Source organism: Streptomyces sp. NPDC047869 (assembly GCF_040704065.1).
Lineage (GTDB): Bacteria > Actinomycetota > Actinomycetes > Streptomycetales > Streptomycetaceae > Streptomyces.
This window is the reverse complement of sequence record NZ_JBEYRK010000052.1, coordinates 16,151-32,085: the sequence shown is the minus strand read 5'-3', so window position 1 is coordinate 32,085 and position 15,935 is coordinate 16,151. Positions and strand designations below refer to the sequence as shown.

21 protein-coding genes and 2 pseudogenes are annotated in these 15,935 nt (G+C 68.2%); 15 read left to right on the top strand and 8 right to left on the bottom strand.

The genetic code is table 11. The annotated features are described in order from the left end of the window. Positions 1-430: 430 nt before the first annotated feature. Positions 431-1,474 carry a hypothetical protein gene (locus tag AB0924_RS37670; protein WP_366913900.1) on the bottom strand — a complete coding sequence of 348 codons (1,044 nt, stop codon included), beginning with the start codon at positions 1,472-1,474 and terminating at the stop codon, positions 431-433. Between the two features lie 516 nt (positions 1,475-1,990). Between AB0924_RS37670 and AB0924_RS37665 the strand changes: the two genes are divergently transcribed. Next, positions 1,991-2,308 carry a hypothetical protein gene (locus AB0924_RS37665; RefSeq protein WP_366913899.1) on the top strand — a complete coding sequence of 106 codons (318 nt, stop codon included), beginning with the start codon at positions 1,991-1,993 and terminating at the stop codon, positions 2,306-2,308. Positions 2,309-2,374: 66 nt separating this feature from the next. Here AB0924_RS37665 and AB0924_RS37660 read toward each other — a convergent pair whose 3' ends face one another. Then, positions 2,375-2,512, bottom strand: a complete 138-nt coding sequence (locus AB0924_RS37660) for a hypothetical protein (RefSeq protein ID WP_366913898.1) — start codon at positions 2,510-2,512, stop codon at positions 2,375-2,377. A gap of 641 nt (positions 2,513-3,153) precedes the next feature. Between AB0924_RS37660 and AB0924_RS37655 the strand changes: the two genes are divergently transcribed. The 5 genes from AB0924_RS37655 (at position 3,154) to AB0924_RS37635 (ending at position 7,021) form a co-directional block, all read left to right on the top strand. Further along, positions 3,154-3,891 (top strand): hypothetical protein, encoded by a 738-nt coding sequence (locus AB0924_RS37655; protein WP_366913897.1) that lies wholly within the window; start codon positions 3,154-3,156, stop codon positions 3,889-3,891. Between the two features lie 16 nt (positions 3,892-3,907). Next, entirely contained in the window at positions 3,908-4,084 is a 177-nt protein-coding gene (locus AB0924_RS37650) for a hypothetical protein (protein WP_366913896.1), read from the top strand. 158 nt (positions 4,085-4,242) lie between these two features. After that, the gene (locus AB0924_RS37645) at positions 4,243-5,325 is read left to right on the top strand and encodes a Ku protein (RefSeq protein WP_366913895.1); all 1,083 of its coding nucleotides are present in this window, start codon (positions 4,243-4,245) and stop codon (positions 5,323-5,325) included. A gap of 308 nt (positions 5,326-5,633) precedes the next feature. Beyond that, positions 5,634-6,032, top strand: a complete 399-nt coding sequence (locus AB0924_RS37640) for a hypothetical protein (protein WP_366913894.1) — start codon at positions 5,634-5,636, stop codon at positions 6,030-6,032. Positions 6,033-6,433: 401 nt separating this feature from the next. Continuing rightward, entirely contained in the window at positions 6,434-7,021 is a 588-nt protein-coding gene (locus tag AB0924_RS37635) for a hypothetical protein (RefSeq protein ID WP_366913893.1), read from the top strand. 193 nt (positions 7,022-7,214) lie between these two features. Here AB0924_RS37635 and AB0924_RS37630 read toward each other — a convergent pair whose 3' ends face one another. Beyond that, a complete protein-coding gene (locus AB0924_RS37630) occupies positions 7,215-7,580 on the bottom strand; it encodes a hypothetical protein (protein ID WP_366913892.1) in 366 nt (121 codons plus the stop codon). Further along, complete coding sequence (locus tag AB0924_RS37625; protein ID WP_366913891.1) at positions 7,577-7,840, bottom strand: hypothetical protein; 264 nt, start codon at positions 7,838-7,840, stop codon at positions 7,577-7,579. The genes AB0924_RS37630 and AB0924_RS37625 overlap by 4 nt, the downstream gene beginning before the upstream one ends. A gap of 263 nt (positions 7,841-8,103) precedes the next feature. On the opposite strand from AB0924_RS37625, the gene AB0924_RS37620 reads away from it, so the two are divergent. The 5 genes from AB0924_RS37620 to AB0924_RS37600 all read left to right on the top strand — a co-directional run bounded on the left by AB0924_RS37620 (position 8,104) and on the right by AB0924_RS37600 (position 10,680). Next, positions 8,104-8,817, top strand: coding sequence for a hypothetical protein (locus AB0924_RS37620; RefSeq protein ID WP_366913890.1), 714 nt, complete (start codon positions 8,104-8,106; stop codon positions 8,815-8,817). Positions 8,818-9,135: 318 nt separating this feature from the next. Beyond that, the gene (locus AB0924_RS37615; RefSeq protein ID WP_366913889.1) at positions 9,136-9,384 is read left to right on the top strand and encodes a hypothetical protein; all 249 of its coding nucleotides are present in this window, start codon (positions 9,136-9,138) and stop codon (positions 9,382-9,384) included. Beyond that, positions 9,381-9,767, top strand: coding sequence for a hypothetical protein (locus AB0924_RS37610; RefSeq protein ID WP_366913888.1), 387 nt, complete (start codon positions 9,381-9,383; stop codon positions 9,765-9,767). The genes AB0924_RS37615 and AB0924_RS37610 overlap by 4 nt, the downstream gene beginning before the upstream one ends. Next, on the top strand, positions 9,764-10,189 hold the full coding sequence (locus AB0924_RS37605) for a DUF6283 family protein (RefSeq protein ID WP_366913887.1): 426 nt from the start codon (positions 9,764-9,766) through the stop codon (positions 10,187-10,189). The genes AB0924_RS37610 and AB0924_RS37605 overlap by 4 nt, the downstream gene beginning before the upstream one ends. A gap of 266 nt (positions 10,190-10,455) precedes the next feature. Next, on the top strand, positions 10,456-10,680 hold the full coding sequence (locus tag AB0924_RS37600; RefSeq protein ID WP_366913886.1) for a hypothetical protein: 225 nt from the start codon (positions 10,456-10,458) through the stop codon (positions 10,678-10,680). Positions 10,681-10,831: 151 nt separating this feature from the next. On the opposite strand, the gene AB0924_RS37595 is transcribed toward AB0924_RS37600, so the two are convergent. From AB0924_RS37595 to AB0924_RS37585, 3 genes are all read right to left on the bottom strand, one after another. Further along, positions 10,832-10,999: a hypothetical protein gene (locus AB0924_RS37595; protein ID WP_366913885.1), complete on the bottom strand. Its 168-nt coding sequence runs from the start codon at positions 10,997-10,999 to the stop codon at positions 10,832-10,834. 186 nt (positions 11,000-11,185) lie between these two features. Further along, a complete protein-coding gene (locus tag AB0924_RS37590; RefSeq protein ID WP_366913884.1) occupies positions 11,186-12,223 on the bottom strand; it encodes a hypothetical protein in 1,038 nt (345 codons plus the stop codon). A gap of 281 nt (positions 12,224-12,504) precedes the next feature. Then, a complete protein-coding gene (locus tag AB0924_RS37585; RefSeq protein ID WP_366913883.1) occupies positions 12,505-12,918 on the bottom strand; it encodes a hypothetical protein in 414 nt (137 codons plus the stop codon). A gap of 101 nt (positions 12,919-13,019) precedes the next feature. Between AB0924_RS37585 and AB0924_RS37580 the strand changes: the two genes are divergently transcribed. From AB0924_RS37580 to AB0924_RS37565, 4 genes and pseudogenes are all read left to right on the top strand, one after another. After that, positions 13,020-13,262, top strand: coding sequence for a hypothetical protein (locus tag AB0924_RS37580; RefSeq protein WP_366913882.1), 243 nt, complete (start codon positions 13,020-13,022; stop codon positions 13,260-13,262). Between the two features lie 40 nt (positions 13,263-13,302). Next, complete coding sequence (locus AB0924_RS37575) at positions 13,303-14,025, top strand: hypothetical protein (protein WP_366913881.1); 723 nt, start codon at positions 13,303-13,305, stop codon at positions 14,023-14,025. Between the two features lie 670 nt (positions 14,026-14,695). Next, positions 14,696-14,921: pseudogene (locus AB0924_RS37570) on the top strand (IS5/IS1182 family transposase); the annotation flags it as partial. Between the two features lie 14 nt (positions 14,922-14,935). Further along, positions 14,936-15,292, top strand: a pseudogene (locus tag AB0924_RS37565) (IS5 family transposase); the annotation flags it as partial. Here AB0924_RS37565 and AB0924_RS37560 read toward each other — a convergent pair. Then, positions 15,274-15,888 (bottom strand): nucleotidyltransferase family protein, encoded by a 615-nt coding sequence (locus tag AB0924_RS37560; RefSeq protein WP_366913880.1) that lies wholly within the window; start codon positions 15,886-15,888, stop codon positions 15,274-15,276. The pseudogene AB0924_RS37565 and the gene AB0924_RS37560 overlap by 19 nt on opposite strands. Positions 15,889-15,935 lie beyond the last annotated feature (47 nt).

The following is a 15,935-nucleotide window of genomic DNA, read 5'->3' as shown; positions in this document are numbered from 1 at the left end:
GATCTGGGCAGGATGCAGATCTGCACTGTTCGTCACGGCGGTCATCATGCCGCTTGGCCTTCCAGTTGGCCCAGCCGGGACCGAAGTTCGATCTTGGTTTCCTGGCCTTCGACGATAGCCCGCCTGGCCTTGCCGGTCGCCATTGGTCGGCCTCAAGCACCCCCGCACGACCCAGGGACGGCCCGGCTCGGCGGTGCCGCGACCACGGTGTGGGCCGTCGTGGTCGCCACCCTCGTCATGCCGGCAGTCGGCCGCCGCGTCCGGCGTCGGAGGCAGATGCGACTGGCGGTGCGGGGCACGGCGTCAATGCGAACGGACGAGGGCGCACGGGCACGCCCTCGTCCGACGGTGTGGATGTCACCTGTTGATGGAGTGCGCCGGCGATGCTGGCGCATCACCAGCCAGGTGCACTCGTGGTGGCGCCGACAGATCAGCAGCCGATGACGTTGACGCAGTTATTGGGGCTGTTCTTGCGAACCGGGCTGTTCACCAGTGTCACATTGCCGGCAGGCGCACCGTTGAAAATTCCACCGCCGTCTCCAGGCGTTCCCGAAGCGCGATTGAATTTGACCGGGCTCCCCGTCAGCGTGGCAGTACCGTTGCCGCCGTTGAAAATTCCGCCACCCTGGGCCGGCCCCCCGTCGCTCTTGACGGAATTTCCCTTGGATTCGGCGCCGACCGGACTGTCGGTCAGTACCAGCGTGGAGTCGTTGGAGATGCCACCGCCACGAGCAGAAACCGAACCGGTTACCTTGTTGTCGACCACCTTGGTGGAGTCCAGAGTGGCAAGGCTGCCGTTCTGGCTGACGATTCCGCCACCACTCGCATCGGGCCCGGTGACCCGGTTGTGGCTCACGAGGGAGTGATTCAACCTCACGGTACTCGAATCCACCTCGATGCCGCCTCCGGCGCTCCGATCAGCTCCCTTGGAAACGACGGTGTTCTTGGTGATGGAGCTGTTGTCGAAGACGGTAATGGCGCCTGCTGCAGAAGCCAGGCCCCCACCAAAGGCACCGAAAGGGCTGGTGACAGGGTGAACGACCGAATTGCCTTCTACGGTGCTGTCCGTGACCGTCATCAGGCTGCTGTCGTTGTCGAGAGCTCCGCCTTCTAGGTCGGCCGTGTTGCGTTTCAGGTAGCTCCGGCTGATCGTCACCTGTCCACCATGAAGCCAGACGGCGCCCCCGACCGCGGCGTTCGCCGGGGAGGCGGCGTGACCGTTCGTCATGGTGACGTGGTCCAGAGTCAGGACACCGCCCGATACCACCTCGAAGAAGCGGAACTTCGAGGCACTGTCCCGCTTGATGGTGGCGCCGTTTCCCTGGATCGTGACGCCGCTGACGTTAGTGATCGGCACGAAGCCATTTGGTGTACCTGCCGGGTCGGCTTGTGTGAGTCTGTAGGTGCAGCCTCGCTTCAGCTTGACGGAGCCGCCGCCAGGATTACTGTTCACCTGCGCGACCGCTTGCTGCAACTGGACACCATTACAGCTCGTCAAGGTTCGTGAAACCGGAGCAGTAGCGGATGCCGTGCCCGGAACGGCGACAGACGCCGCCGCCGCCCCCGCCACAGTCAGAACCAAAGAGCGCCGTAGCGTCATACGCACCGTCCTCTGAATGAAAGCCGCGACAGTCGACCATTGACTCAACGCGACCACCCAATAGCACTGCGAGGAACCTAGCACTCAAACGATCAACCCAAGGGCTTCCTCGGCGAGGTGTCGTTCGCGACCCTGGATTTGAGCTCGCGCGGCTCACAGCTGCTGACGTGTGGTGGACGGTGCTTCCCGATAATCCAGGGAATTACATCTGCTTCAGACGGGCACCCGGCTTTGCTCTTTTCACCTGCTTGACCCAAAAACGGGCGGTGCTGTCGTGGGAGCACGCGCCGGTATCGAGTGGGGCGATACGCCCTGCCGCGCCGCCGGCTTTAGGCGGCGAGCCCAGGGTCTGCCAGGGCGCGCATCCGACCCATGCGCCATACTCCACGAGTGACTTCGCCGATCGGCCCCCTGATCCTTTTCGTTGACGATCACTACATGTATGTCCTCCAGGACCGAGCCTTTGCCGAGGCGCGGTGGGAGATGCCCGACGAGTACAGCAGGGGGTTCGACGCTCTGGCCAGACCATTGCGCATGACGGGTGAGCCGCATCAGGTCACCCTCGAGCTCACGGGCGATGACCCGGCCGAGGCAGATCTGCGCCGTCTCATCGCCGACCACTACGAGCGGTTTCTGCATGGGCAGGTGCCGCCCCAAGCGTCCGACCTTCCAACTCTCCTGGCAGGGTTGCCCCTCGAAGACTCGTGACGCGCATCCACAGCGGCGGCCCGGTACAGGAACGGGGCCGCCGGCTGCGGAGATCATCGTGGCGTGTTACGGCTGGTTGCTCTCGGGGGTAGCTACCTCGGCTGTGAGCGAGGCGCCGTCGTCGATGGGCGGGAGTTTCAGTCTCTCGTCCTCGGCCTTCTCCTTGCCGAACAGGTAAAGATCCGCCCAGGTGCTTGCTGCCATCTCGTGCAGGCACTCCTCGGGTGTTTCTTCTTCGCCTGGGCTCCAGTCTCGAGGGTGGGCGAGGATAACCTTGGCCCACGCGTCTATGCAGGTCCTACGCCAGGCTGCGTCGTACAGCTCGGGCGCGGTTCCGATGCTCTCGGTGGGTTGAGCGGCCTCTCCGTCGGCTGCACTGCTGCATCCAGCCGTTGTGACAGCGACAGCGAGTAGGGCCGCACAGGCGGCACTCCGAGCTTGCATGATCCCCCCAGGGTTCCTTGATCATTCGACCTCATTATGCGCGACAGCACCCGGTGCCGTCCGTGCTCAGCGCAATGCTGCGAGCGGCCGGTGCGGTCACCAGCCTCGAGCCGGCGGTCCCCGTCGTGGCTGCTACGGTCGCCTCTCCTCGTGACGGCCGCACCGGCCGGCAGTGGCACCCGGTCACCTCGACCGGCCTGCAGGGGCCGCCGCCACCCCCACATGGATGAGCCAAAAGCCCCCATCTGCGAGGCGTGACGTTGGCTGGGATGCGGGGTGATGAGGTGCGCGTGAGGCTGATGCCATGGCGGAGCGCGGCGGATCGTCTTGTCCGCTGTCTAGGACGGCGATGCAGGTCCGACGGACGGCATGGATCGAGCGGCAGGAGGGCGGGCGGAGGTGTGGAAACACTGAACGCGCGAAGCAGCCGCCGGGGCGGCGCGGGGCAGGACGTGGAATCCGTCCTCGACGAGCTGTACACCACGCCGCCGTCCGACTTCGTCGCCCGACGGGAGATGGCGGCCGCCGCCGCGAAGACAGCCGGCCGGGTGGACGATGCCCGCCGGATCCATGCCGCCCGCCGCCCCACCCTCGCAGCCTGGGCAGCGAACCTTCTGCTGCGCTCCCAGCCGGAAGAAAGCCAGCAGTTCCTTCAACTGGGACAGGCACTGCGGGCGGCTTACCGCACCCTGGACGCCGACGGGCTCAAGGATCTCTCCGCACAGCGCCGCCGCGTCGTATCCGCCCTGTCCCGGCAGACAGCGCAGCTCGCCCGCGAGACCGGACACCCGCTGTCGGAATCGGTCCAGCAAGACCTCGAAGCGACCCTGCGTGCCGTGCTCGCCGATCCGGACGCAGCCGACCAGTGGGCGGCCGGCCGCCTGGTCAACGCCCTCACCCCACCATCGGAATTCCACCTCGGCACCGCACCGCCGGCCGAGAAGCCGGGCACCAGGAAAGCGCCCCCGACGCGGGCGTCGGCGCGAACCAAGAACGAACTCGCGGAGCGGCGTCGCGCCCGCTCAGAGCAGCTCGCCCGAGCGCAGGAGGCGGCCGAGGCAGCCGAGCAGCATTTGCGCGAAGAGCGCGCACGTCGAGCGGACGTCGACGCAGGTACAGCGGGCGCGCGAGCGAACTGAGCAGGCCCGCCAGTGGATGTCCGCCGCCGAGGAGCAATTGCAGCAGGCGCGCCAGGAGTACCAGCAAGCCGCCAACGACCAGCAGGAAGCCGAGGAATACGGCCGGTCCGCCGCCGACGCCGTCGCCCAGGCCGAGCGGGAAGCAAGCGAGAAAGCGCAGCACGTGCGCCGCTTGACCGCAGACACCACATAAGGCGGCACCGGATCAGCACAGCGCAGCGCCTACCCACCCCACGGCCCTCCACCTGCTGCTCTTCGGCGCGCGCCTCTGGATCAGGAGTGGCACCGTGGTCGGCAGGCGCATCCCGCCGGGCGCGCCACCAGCAGCATCAGGCGCGGGAGTGAATGGTCATGGCGCGCTCGATCTGGACCGGTGTGATCACCTTCGGACTGGCCAGCCTGCCCGTGGGCCTGTACACGGCGACGGAGGACCACACGGTCCACTTCCACCAGCTGCAGCGCAACACTGTCGACCGGATCCGCAACCGTCGCGTCAACGAACGCACCAGCAGGGAAGTACCGCCCGAGAACATCGTCAAGGGCTACGAGCTCGCCGAGGGGGAGTACATCATCGTCGAGCCCGACGAGCTGGACCAGATCGCGCCGGGCCGCTCCCAGACCATCGACATCACCGACTTCGTCGACCTGGCCGACATCGAGCTGGTCTACTTCGACCGCACCTACTACATCGCACCCCGCGGGAAGGAGTACACCAAGATCTACGAGCTGCTCCGCGCCGCGCTCGAGGAGACGGGCAAGGCAGGGATCGCGACGTTCGTCATGCGCGGAAAGCAGTACCTCACCGCGCTGCGCGCCGAAGACCGGCTGCTGGTGCTGCAGACGCTGCACTGGGCGGACGAGGTACGCGATCCCGGCAAGGAACTGCCCGAACTCCCTACGCACCGCGCAGACAAGGGCAAGGAACTCAGCCTGGCCATCCAGCTCGTCGACGCCCTGAGCGCACCCTGGGAACCGGGCCGGTATCACGACACCTACGAGGAGAAGGTCCGTGAGCTGGTGCAGGCGAAGGCCGAGGACCAGCAGATCGAGGTGGCGCAGGAAGCGCCGCAGGCCACCAACGTCGTCGACCTGATGTCCGTCCTGCAAGGCAGCCTCGACCAGGCCCGCGGTCAAAAGACGGACGCAGAGCCGCGACCGGCCAAGAAGCCCCCCGCCCGCAAGACCGCACGAAAGCCGGCCGCGAAGACGGCGACGAGACCCGCTGCCCACAAGACGCCGCCGAAGACGACACGAACCCCTTCGAAAGCCCGCCAGCGCAGCACAGGCAAGAGCGACCTGCGGCAACTGAGCAAAGCGGAGCTGTACCAGCGGGCCACCGAGCAGGGCATCGAAGGCCGCTCCAAGATGGGCCGCGAGCAACTCGTCGGCGCACTCACCCGCACCGGACACCGCCGCAAGAAGAGCGCCGCCTGACGTCCTCCCCGAATCCCGCATGCCGCGCGCATGACCTGACGTTGCCCTAGTCACGGTGCCGGGGCGCCCCATGCCCGCACCGAGACGGGCTGCACCTTGTTCACGCCCCGCCCTCTTTCGCACCGGAGGACGTCGACGTTCCGCGACATCCCATCGCCCCGGCGCCCGCGGGGTGCCGGGGCCATCGCGTCCTCGGCCGGCCTCCGGCCCGCTGCTTGCCTGACTAACCCCCCACGCCGCAACAGTGCCCGCATCGCGGCTAAACACCGCACTTGTGCAACGAAGTCCCAGAAAGGGCCTGTCTGTTTATGCTCAAATACACGCTGCCCATCCACGAGTTCACCGTCCAGCACCGCACCCTCGTCTCCACACCGGTCCCCGCCGACGACTACCAGGACCCGGCCATCGACGACCAGCACAACCCCACCCGCGTCACCATCCACACCAACACGGGGAGGGCCGCCGCGCTGCGCATCGCCGAGCGCTACCTCACCCTTGTCCACGCCCGCCTCGCCTACAGCAACCCCGATGCCGTCCGCCGCACAGCCGCCGACATCGTGTACGCCGAAGCCCGCGCCCGCGCCGAAGGCCTCACTCCCGGCCAGCGCAAGGAAGAGAGCTTGTACGCCCTTCACAGCGAGGACGACGCGCTGCGGATGGACGCCCTGACCGACGTCATGCACGAGCGCGGCGAGATCGACATCTAAACCCGCCCTGCTCTGTTCCCGGCCCCGCCCCTGGCCTCTGCCGGGGGTGGGGCCGCCGTCTGCCCAGCCGGGCCGCGGCGCGGCCATTTCACCGGCCCACCAGGAGCGGGACCACTCGCCTCATCTGTCTGCAGGCCGCGTACCAGCGCCGCTTCCCCTGCCAGCCGACAGGGGACCAGCCGCGCCGAATCTCAGCACTGGCCAGCCTCATGCGGCAGTTGCACGACTAGGCGCTCGGGCGGCCAGAGTGAGCCGTGCCGTCACGGCCTCCCACCCCCAAGCCCGGGGTGGTCGAGCCCCGGCCGCGAACAACACGCCTTTTCCCTGCGCCGCTTCAACGGCGCATTCGCCGTGCCCCCATCTTGGAGTGACCGATGAGCCTTTCGTGGCGAAGCATCCCCATGCCCCCCGCCGTCGCCCGCCTGCCCCGCAACAGCGCTGGCCGCCCGGTCCCCGGCAACATCGCCTGGTACACGCCTGACGACGACGGCGCGATCCTCGTGGCCCGGGACACCGAGCTGGGCGGGCACGTCACCTGCCCCTGCACGCCGGGCAACGGCACACCGAGGTTCGGGGAGCAGTGCCCGGTCCGGCAGCGCGAGCTGATGGCCCAGCGCAAGTGCGGCCTGTGCACCCAGGCGATTAAGCCGACAGCCGAGCTGGTGTTCATCGGCGAGACCGATGCTCCGAACTACCTGGAGCCCGCGCTTCACCCGCTCTGCGCCGCCTACGCCTTGCAGGTCTGCCCCGTTTTGCACGCGCAAGGCGAGCGCATCGAGGTCGCCCTCGTGCACTCGTACACACTGGCCGAAGACCGGATCACCGGCATCGCGGCGGACGGCACCCTGCGACGCTCGGTGTTCGCGCTGGGCGACGTGGTGGCCCACCACCTGGCCGTCCTGAATTTCTACCTCGCCATCCCCGACACCCCCGAACGACTCACCGGCCCGACGTGGCTGGCCCAGCACGCACCCAAGCTCACGGCCTGACCACCCCAACGGACCCCGAATCTCCCGCCCTGGCACCCGCTCACTGCGCGGGTGCCAGGGGGCCGCTGTCATGCCAGGCCGCGCGCCATGGAGCCCGGGCTGTGGCCACTGCGGGGGACGGCCGGCACTCAGCGGCCCGACGCGACTGGGCGCATGCCCCAGCTCTCCGGGCGGGGGCGGAATCCGGCAGCGATCAACTCGTCCAGGTCTTGATCTGAGCGGCGACCTCCCGCACCGGGAGTCCGTCCCGAGCGGCGCGGGCCAGCGGGAGAACGGTGTCGAGGCCAGGGTTCACCGGCATCCCGCACGCGGACAGGTAGGCCGCGGTCACCGTGGCCGCGAAAAGCAGGTTCCGCATGTCCAGGCTCGGGTTCCTGGCCAGCTCGCACAGCAGCGCCGCGGCCTTGTGATGGGGTTCGGGGTAGACGTCGTGGTCAAGGATCTCCGCCCGGTGACGTGCTTCCGCCGCGACCGGCACGCCGTAGTCGACGACCTGGGGATCGCCCGGAATCTGCTGGGCCACTGCCAGGATCCAGGCGAGATCGATGCGGAGGTTCACGCGGCGTCCCTCGGTGCCGTCTGCGCCGGCTTGTCCGGGAGGCCGGGGTACCTGTCCTCACCGACTTCCGCGTCGAACACGTCCGTGTACGAGGCGAGGAACGATGCAGCCCCGGCCATGAAGGCTGCCCGGGACTGGTTCACGTCGGCCTCGATTAGATCAGCCACGTATCCCTGCAGGCTCAGGCCGCGGCGCTTGGCCCGGTCTTCGGCTGCTGCTTTGACGTCTTCGTCCAGGCGAATGTTCGTCTGCTTTGCCATAGCACCACTCTAGCTATGTGCCGGTACCAGTGCATAGCATCTGTTCGGGACCTCAGACCCGGTGGGGGGCGGCCGCGTCGTGAGGGGCCCACATGATCGCCGTGGAGAAACACCAACCGGCTGTGAATCCGACCTGCACTTCCATGGGCGCCGCCGGCGGCCGCGGAAGGTTGCGGCCCTAGCCCGCCACCCGAGCACGCTGCTGCCCGACCGGCCGGACATTGCCGCGCCGGACGCACTCCACTCATCCAAGGGCAGCAACCATGACCACCACACCCCACACCAGAACCGCCGAGCACGTCCCCACCCAGGCCAAGGCGCACCCGAGCCCGGCAGTCGGCGGAACCCCATTCCCGGGGGAAGAAATGCCCGTGCGGAACACGGGTGTTGTGAGCGTCGGGCACCGAGTGCCCGTGCTGGCGATCGCTGGCGGCACCGCCTCGGGCAAGTCCACTCTCGCCAAGGCGCTGGCACTGCACCGGCCCACGGCTGTGGCTCTCATCCACCTGGACGACTTCTACCTCCCCGCGCACGAGCCACACCGCGGGGTCCGCACGTTGAGTGCCACGGGGGTCGAGACGCTGGATTGGAACCATCCCGGCTCGATCGACGAGGATGCCGCGGCTGCCGCACTGGAGGCAGCGGCTTCTAGCGGACAGCACCGCATGGTGGTGGTGGAGGGCCTGTTCGCCCTCACCCTGCCCAAGATCGCGGCCCATGCCACCTGGCGGATCTACGTCCACACTCCCGATGACATCCGCCTGGCCCGCAAGCTCATGCGCAAGATCGAGATCCAGCGCCAAGACCCTCTGGTCTCCTTGCGTAACTACCTGCTCAGCGGCCGAGACCGCCACGCGGCATACGTCGCCCCCTCCCGGCATCGGGCCGATCTCGTACTCGACGGAACGATGCCGACAACGCACCTGCTGAATGCGGTCGACCACCTGGTCGGCGCGCATCTTCCACCCACCCACTGACCGGCGCGAGCGGAGGGCCAAGCCCGTCGCTGCCGACCGGCCCCCTCATCCCACGGCCCCGCCTTCTCCGACCAGAGGAGGCGGGGCAGGCTGCGTCATGCCGCCCGTCGCGCCCGTCACGGCCGGCCCTCACGCCGCGTCCGGCGAGCAGGGTTGCGTGCCTTGCCCGCCGCCACGCCACGGTGTGGTCACCGGCCCGGGGGAGCGGTGACCACACAACCCGCTCTCCCGGGCCTAGCCACGGCTCGAACGGAGATCCCACCCCATGGACCAGCCGCATTCCAGACGCGGCACCCAGCATCACGTAGGACAGCTGTGATGGGGCAGACCCGCCGCGACAGCGGGCCCCAGCGCGCCGCGAAACGCAGCCGCGCCGAGCGCAGACGCTGCCTGTCCTGCGGCCGCGGCAACGCCCGGCGCGCCGGCGCCGACAACTGGCCCGACCTCGACGCCCACGTGTACGTGACCGTCGCCGAGTGCAGATGGCGCGATCAGAGCCTGTGTGACTACCGCAGAACCGACGAGCGGCGCGTGCCGCCGACCACCGATCAGGAGCCCACCGAGTGAAAGTTCGCATTGGCACGCCTCAGGCCACCTATACGGTGCCCGGCACGATCAGCCGTCCCCAGCGGCTCGCCACCGACCGCGGCGGCGAACACATCATGCTCGCCGAGGAGTTCGAAGCCGAGATGGCCCCGCGTTTTGACTCAGAATCTCCCGGCACGGCCTGCTGGGAAGTGCACACGCTCACCATCCGGGGGCGCAGGATTGTCGGCCGCCGCACCACCGACGCGTGGACCCACCGCCGCTTCTACTACCCCGCGGAGTTCCATGCCGACATGCCCGACTGGGTCCGCACGCTGGCCGAGAAGGTCCTGCCCGCTCAGCTCCCGCCCGGCGTCGCGCGTCGTACGTTCTCCATTCCCGACCAGCCACAGCAGCGTGCGTGACGACCCTGCCGCCCGCCCCGCGTTCCTGCGCGTCCGGCCCCTACCGCACCGACGTGCCCTCAGGGGTCTGGTCGCAGGAGGAGTACAGCAAGCTCCGCCTGTACGACGGCCCCACCTGGACTCAGCCCCCGGGCTTGTTCCTGTGCCCACCAGCACGACCGCGACGACTCCCGCGCCCGCGCCTGCGGCTGCTGGGCGGGCTGCCACGACGGCGACCACCTCCTCGCCTTGCGCGTCGCGCGGCGGCAGGCGACATCGACCTTGAGACGGCCGAGGCGATCCGTGACTACGTCTCACCGGTAGCGCTGTTCGCCTCCGGCGCCGAGGCCGCAGCCCACGGCATGCGCGAGATCACCCGCCCCGGACCGGACGCCCGCCGCACCATCGCCAAGATCCGCCGCACCCGCGCCGACCTCACCTGAGGCCCAACCACCCGCAGACTTGTGGACCTTGCCGGCAGCCCGGCCACCGTACAGGTCACCGCCCCAACGAGGGGGCGGTGACCTGTACCTCCCCGCCCCTGCGGGCGCGCGCACGCGCCCTGGCAGATGCCGACCCTGGCCGAGAGGAAACAGAGCATGGGAGACCGGATCACTTCAGAGAAGCTGGTGGAGGAAGCCGTCGTCGACGGGGAGAAGCTGCACGTCGTAAGCAGCACGTGGCGGGATGCCGCTGGCTGAGCTTCGACGTGCATCGCACCGATGACACCTGCCTGACCGACGACGGATCGCTGGATGACCACCCGTCAGCACACGACCTGCAGGGACTGCTGGAGCAAGCGCGACTCACCTCCCACTTCTGCCGCTTCTGCGGCAAGCAAATCCCCAAGGCCGACCCGCCTCGAATCATTTCGATGGCCGACAGCGGTACCAACCCCTGGTGCTGCGCCGACTGGGACGACCGACTCGAGTGATGCAGGCGACTTTTCCGACTGCTGGATTGACCGTATGGCTGTTGAACTGGGGTGATGCATCGCGATGGTGTCGGGGACGTGCGTCAGGGCCAGGCTGTGGTCTTCGCCGGGGCTGCGTGGCGGGCGGTCTTGAATGCGGAGATCAGGAGAATCAGGGCGAGGCCGGGGATGAGGACGATGCCCGGATCGCGACTAGGAGGAGCCCGCCGAGGACGGCGCCGGCGATGGAGCCAGCGGCGAGGAGGAGGGTGAAGCGGAGGTTGTTCCGCAGGACGGTGAAGCTGCCGTCGCGGCTGTAGCGGGCGAAGGCGACGAGCATGGTCGACAGGGAGACCAGCCGGGAGAGGCTGCCGGCGGTCTTGACGTCGAGACCCTGCTGGCAGGCAGGACATCGGGGCTGCTGGTGTTCACGGACGAGTGCCTCTGGCTCATGTCGGCGTACGCATGAAAGTGCTCACCGAGGTGCGGGGCGACGTACCCATCCCACGGACTCCGGGCAGACTGTTCAGGGCGTCGGGGAGAGGCGCACTCGCACCGCGAGCAGGTCACCCGCTGAGTCCAGATCGGCACTTACAGGGAAGAAGCCGTCGCCCCAGCTCGTCATTGCGCACAGCACTTGGGCATCACCGACTTCCAGGGATCCGGCTTCGACTGGCGAGGCACGTACATCGCGCATGATCTGCCAGTGATGAGAGTGGGGTCGGAAGTCCACCGCCATGCGTCGTCCGGTCTCGTCCTTCCAACTGGACAGAGCGCGTGCCCTGTCCATGGCCTCCGAGACGGGCAGGGCGGTCCACCCGCGGACACCGTCCTCGCCAGGCTCTCCCAGTGCGGGTGCGGCAAACACCGCGGCGGCTTCGTCTGCCGCGGCACCCCAAAACGCCACGTCGGCCAAGCCGTCCACCGGCTCATCGTGCTGCCAGGCGTTCAGGGCGTCGACATCGCCGAAAAGCACCCGTGCCCAGTCCACTCCCACGTCACCCAAAGAAGCTGACGAGGCGACCTGGCCCTCACTCATCCGGATCGAGATCTCGGACCAGCGAGCCCCGATGCCCTCGCCGTAATCGACCCGTGTAGCCAGCACGGGAAGGTGCCGACTTCTGGGTACGCCACCCACTGCAACGACGGGCACACCGAACATCGAAAAGCCGCCACCGCCCTCTTCGATTGTCCGACGGGCCCTGTGGGCATGGGACTCCCGAACTGGCAGGGCCTCCAGTCTCGCGTTCAGGCCGGCAGATCGGCAGTGGCCGTCGAACGCCGCCCAGAAATCGGCGCCCTTGGAGGCCGGGATGTCATGGAGCCTGGAGCCTGGCTGCCTGCCAAAGGTCCGAACGGCTTCAGAGGCGTCCGGCCCGGTGGCCACGAAGTCAATGGCGCCCGTGATGTCCGCGGCCATTGCAGGGTCTTTGATACCCAAGGAGGCTGGATCGATGTCCGCCGGCGACCGGTCTCCGCTCCACAGCCCCAGGTATCCACCATCAATGATCACCAGGGTGCCGGAGGGGCAGCTGATGGTCCCCAGTTCGAACATCTCTTCCATGGCGCGCGAGTCTACGGCCACCCGGCAGGCCGTCCGCAGGCGGATGGCCAGGGCTGTCGCACAGCCACTCGGGCCTGCGTCGCATGGCAGGGGTGTGCACGTTACCGCGTACCGCGCTGTGCACTTTCACCCGAACGCCGACAGCTCATGGCGCGTGACATGCGGGTATGTCGCGGCCCAAGCATGGCCCGCAGTTCCCCCGCAAACCCAGCCTCGGCGGGCCAGATCTCAGGTTCGTCCGATGCCCGCGCCCCCCCGGCTTGGTGGATCCGCCAAGCATGTCAGGCTTTTGGGCTTGAAGGAGTTGGCTCTCCAGCTCGGCGATGCGTCGCTCCGCGAAACGCAGGTTGGAACGGGCCCTCCAGACGCTCCTGAAGGCTGCGGTGCTCGCGCGCCAGCTGCTGAGATCGGCGCTTGAGAGTGTTCTCCGTGGTCAGGGCCTGAACGGCCTCGCCCGGGGCCGCCTGCTCGAAGCCGCGGATCTGCCCCATGAGCTCACCGATCCGCTGCCGCTGAGCGAAGACCTCCTCCTGGGTGCGGGTCAGCTCGCTCTCGGCGTTGAGGGCTCGCTCCCGCCAGGACGCCTCGATCCGGTCATGCTTTTCACCCGTTTGCCGGTCGTGACGGCTCTTGCTGTCGGCGACGGCCTGCTGAACGAGAGCCCGTGCCTCTGTGTAGAGGAACGTGACGGACACCTCCGCGCGTTCAGCGATCGCCCGCACTGCGAGCCGGCCGCGTTCTCGCCTCAGCTGGGCGATGGCCTTCTCGACCGGACGGGTCCTTCGATACTCAACGCGTGCAGCCCCTGGTCCGCAAGATCCCCGGTGGGACCATCACCATCGTCCCGGGCGAAGCTCCGCAGAAGGCGCCCTCCCTGCCAGAAGCGCCGTCCGCGCCGAGGTCGGGCTCGGGGGAGAAGATGGGCAAGGCCATGGGCGTTTTCGGAGTCATCGGCGACCTGGCCATGTTCTGGGACATGTCGCAGGACGTGCAGCGCGGCTGCGGTGGTTGGCTGCCCGATTGCGTCACGCCGCAGTAGGCGTGAGGCAGAGAACGAGGAGAGAGAGCCACACAGGGCCATGGCGAAAGAACGAGTCACCGTCTGTGTCCCCCGGTGTGCCCCGGGCGACGTGCCCGAGGCGATCGGTGCCGCCATGGCCCCGTACGACTACAACCGCGACTTCGCCGCCGGCGATCCGGAGGTGGAGACCTGGTGGGACTACTGGCGGATCGACGGAGGGGGCTGCGAGTTCCCGGTTGTTGCGGGACACGAGGACGACCCGCGCCTCATCCGGGGAACCCACACGCTGTCCGGAGAGGCACGTGACCAGCCGCCCTCGTTGTGCGACGGCGGCCCACGGGGGCTGCTGGATCTCGAGACGCCGCGCGCACAGGCGGCCGCCGAGGCGCGCCGCGCCTTCGATGCCTGGCAGGCGTTCGCCTCCGGGTACCCGCCGGTGCACCCGGCGAGTCACTTTTGGGCCAGGCACTTCGCGGACCCCGAGGGCTACCCCAGAATGCAGGCCGTGGAGGACTACCGGACCCAGCCGGCGTTGGTCGCGCTCGCCGACCTGCCGGAACTCGAGGACCTCGTGGGCGGCGACCCGGCCGCCCGCTTGGTGGGCGACCTCGGCGCCCACATGAGGGAAGCTGCGGACCAGGCGCTAACCACGCACGCACTCCTGACCCTGGACGGCCGGTGGCTCGCGATCGCCGGCCCCGAGCGGTGCCGTTACTTCAACGAGTACCTCGATGACCTGACGCCGGACACGATCGTCGTACGGGTGCTGTACCACGGGTGAGGGGGCGGGCGACGGGCTTCGGTCGGCAGTGCGACGCCAGGAGGCTCTTGCCTGCGACCCCAGTCCCTGGGGTCGACCTCGGGTTGCGCACTGGCCCTGCCGCGCACCAGTCACGGAGTCGGGGTGGCCGTCGTGGTGGGTGGCGGGACGTTGGTGGAGTCCGGGCCGGAACGCACACCATCACCGCCCAGTACAGCGATGACGGCGCGGCGGGACGTTACCCGTGAACCGGAGGAGACGACCGGCGTTCCCACGAAAGACGGCGGCGACGTTCCCACGCAGGACGCTGCCTGACGGTGGGTTCCCCATGCGTTCCCATGCAGGGTCAAAAGGCCCCTCGGAGATCACTCCCGAGGCGCCTTTCTGACGCTCCGATGCAGGTCAGAGTGGTATTGCGTTGTGCCCCCGGCAGGGAGGCCGGGCCGCGGTGCGGCTACCACCGGCCCATCAGGTGAAAGGGGACCACTCGCCCATCCGTCTGAGGCGCACACCGGCGCCGCTTCCCCTACCAGCCAGCAGGGACCAGCCGCGCCGAATCCCAGCACTGGCCAACCTTATGCCGGTAGTTGCACGGCTTGGCGGGCGGGCGGCCAGGGTGAGCCGTGCCGTTAGGACCTCCCACCCCGACGCCCGGAGTGGTCGAGCCCTGGCCCTGAGAAACCGGCACGCCCGGGCCGGCGGCAGGGGTGCCAGCCTTCGACCGCGAGCTCTACAAAGCCCGCAACGTCGTCGAACGCTGCTTCAGCCGACTCAAGCAGTTCCGCGCCATCGCGACGCGGTTCGACAAATTCGCCGCCCGATACCGGGTCGGACTCCACTTCGCAGCGCTCATCCTCTGGCTCCGCAGCCCATCCTCGCTGCCGCAGCTTGACCGCTTAGCCCCATCGGATGTCTGATCGTCGACCGGCACGGCACCCCATTCGCCGTCACGCTCACCGGTGGCAACCGCCACGACGTCACCCAGCTCCTCCCGCTGCTGGAGGCTGTCCCGCCGATCCGGGGCCTGCGAGGACGACCTCGCCACAAGCCCCGACGGGTGTATGCCGACCGGGGCTACGACTTCGACAAGTACCGCCGCCTGCTCTGGAAGCGCGGCGTCAAACCGTTGATCGCCCGACGCGGTGCCGCTCACGGCTCCGGCCTCGGCAAGGTGCGCTGGGTTGTCGAGCGCACCTTCGCCTGGCTGCACCAGTTCAAGCGCATCCGTGTCCGCTACGAACGACGCTCTGACCTCCACGTCGGCCTGCTTCAACTCGCGTGCAGCATTGCGGAAGGCCAGTTGAGCACGGTCAGCTCGGGCCACTGCTGCCGCCAGCGGGCGGTTTTGGTCTCGTACACCTCGCGCGGAGCAAGCACTGGATTGGGCCGGACGACGAGATTGAACACGTCGGCAAGCCCATGCGGTGCATAGACGCGCCAGTGCCCGTCCCGTTCCAGGCGAACGCCCAAGCAGCAGGTAGTAGCAGCGAAGCTGTCGATGGCAGCCTCGGTGGAGGTATAGGGAGCACACGCGACGCCGAACTTCTGCTCGTACCAGAGGTGGACGCGGGCCTCGTTGCGGACCTCGACCTCTGCCGGCAAGTCGGCGAAGGCATCGTCGGCGGCCTTGAGGACAGCGTCCTCCGCCTCCCACGACAGATCGTGATCGTCGAAGTAGAAGACGTCGTAGTCCTTGATCCCGCTGGTGGGGTGCCTGTTCGTGGCCACGTTCCAAACGGTCTGGAACAGGCAGCCTGCCGTCAGGTACCAGCCCGGCAGCCCCAATCGAGCCGTGCGGTTCAACACCTCCACCAGCACCTCGTTACGGGACAGCACAGACCTTAGGGCAGCGAGCTGCTCGTCGAGCGGGAGGCGACCAATCACCGCACATGCCTACCACGGGGCAGGCCAAGGGCGCCTGCCTTCAGCCT

What these genes read in the sequence shown, in the direction of transcription:
- AB0924_RS37635 (WP_366913893.1), top strand. Translation starts at nt 6,434, where the DNA reads ATGCCCCCCGCCGTCGCCCGCCTGCCCCGCAACAGCGCTGGCCGCCCG.
- AB0924_RS37645 (WP_366913895.1), top strand. Translation starts at nt 4,243, where the DNA reads ATGGCGCGCTCGATCTGGACCGGTGTGATCACCTTCGGACTGGCCAGC.
- AB0924_RS37660 (WP_366913898.1), bottom strand. Translation starts at nt 2,512, where the DNA reads ATGGCAGCAAGCACCTGGGCGGATCTTTACCTGTTCGGCAAGGAGAAG.
- AB0924_RS37595 (WP_366913885.1), bottom strand. Translation starts at nt 10,999, where the DNA reads ATGCTCGTCGCCTTCGCCCGCTACAGCCGCGACGGCAGCTTCACCGTC.
- AB0924_RS37615 (WP_366913889.1), top strand. Translation starts at nt 9,136, where the DNA reads ATGGGGCAGACCCGCCGCGACAGCGGGCCCCAGCGCGCCGCGAAACGC.
- AB0924_RS37650 (WP_366913896.1), top strand. Translation starts at nt 3,908, where the DNA reads ATGTCCGCCGCCGAGGAGCAATTGCAGCAGGCGCGCCAGGAGTACCAG.
- AB0924_RS37625 (WP_366913891.1), bottom strand. Translation starts at nt 7,840, where the DNA reads ATGGCAAAGCAGACGAACATTCGCCTGGACGAAGACGTCAAAGCAGCA.
- AB0924_RS37620 (WP_366913890.1), top strand. Translation starts at nt 8,104, where the DNA reads ATGACCACCACACCCCACACCAGAACCGCCGAGCACGTCCCCACCCAG.
- AB0924_RS37640 (WP_366913894.1), top strand. Translation starts at nt 5,634, where the DNA reads ATGCTCAAATACACGCTGCCCATCCACGAGTTCACCGTCCAGCACCGC.
- AB0924_RS37575 (WP_366913881.1), top strand. Translation starts at nt 13,303, where the DNA reads ATGGCGAAAGAACGAGTCACCGTCTGTGTCCCCCGGTGTGCCCCGGGC.
- AB0924_RS37590 (WP_366913884.1), bottom strand. Translation starts at nt 12,223, where the DNA reads ATGGAAGAGATGTTCGAACTGGGGACCATCAGCTGCCCCTCCGGCACC.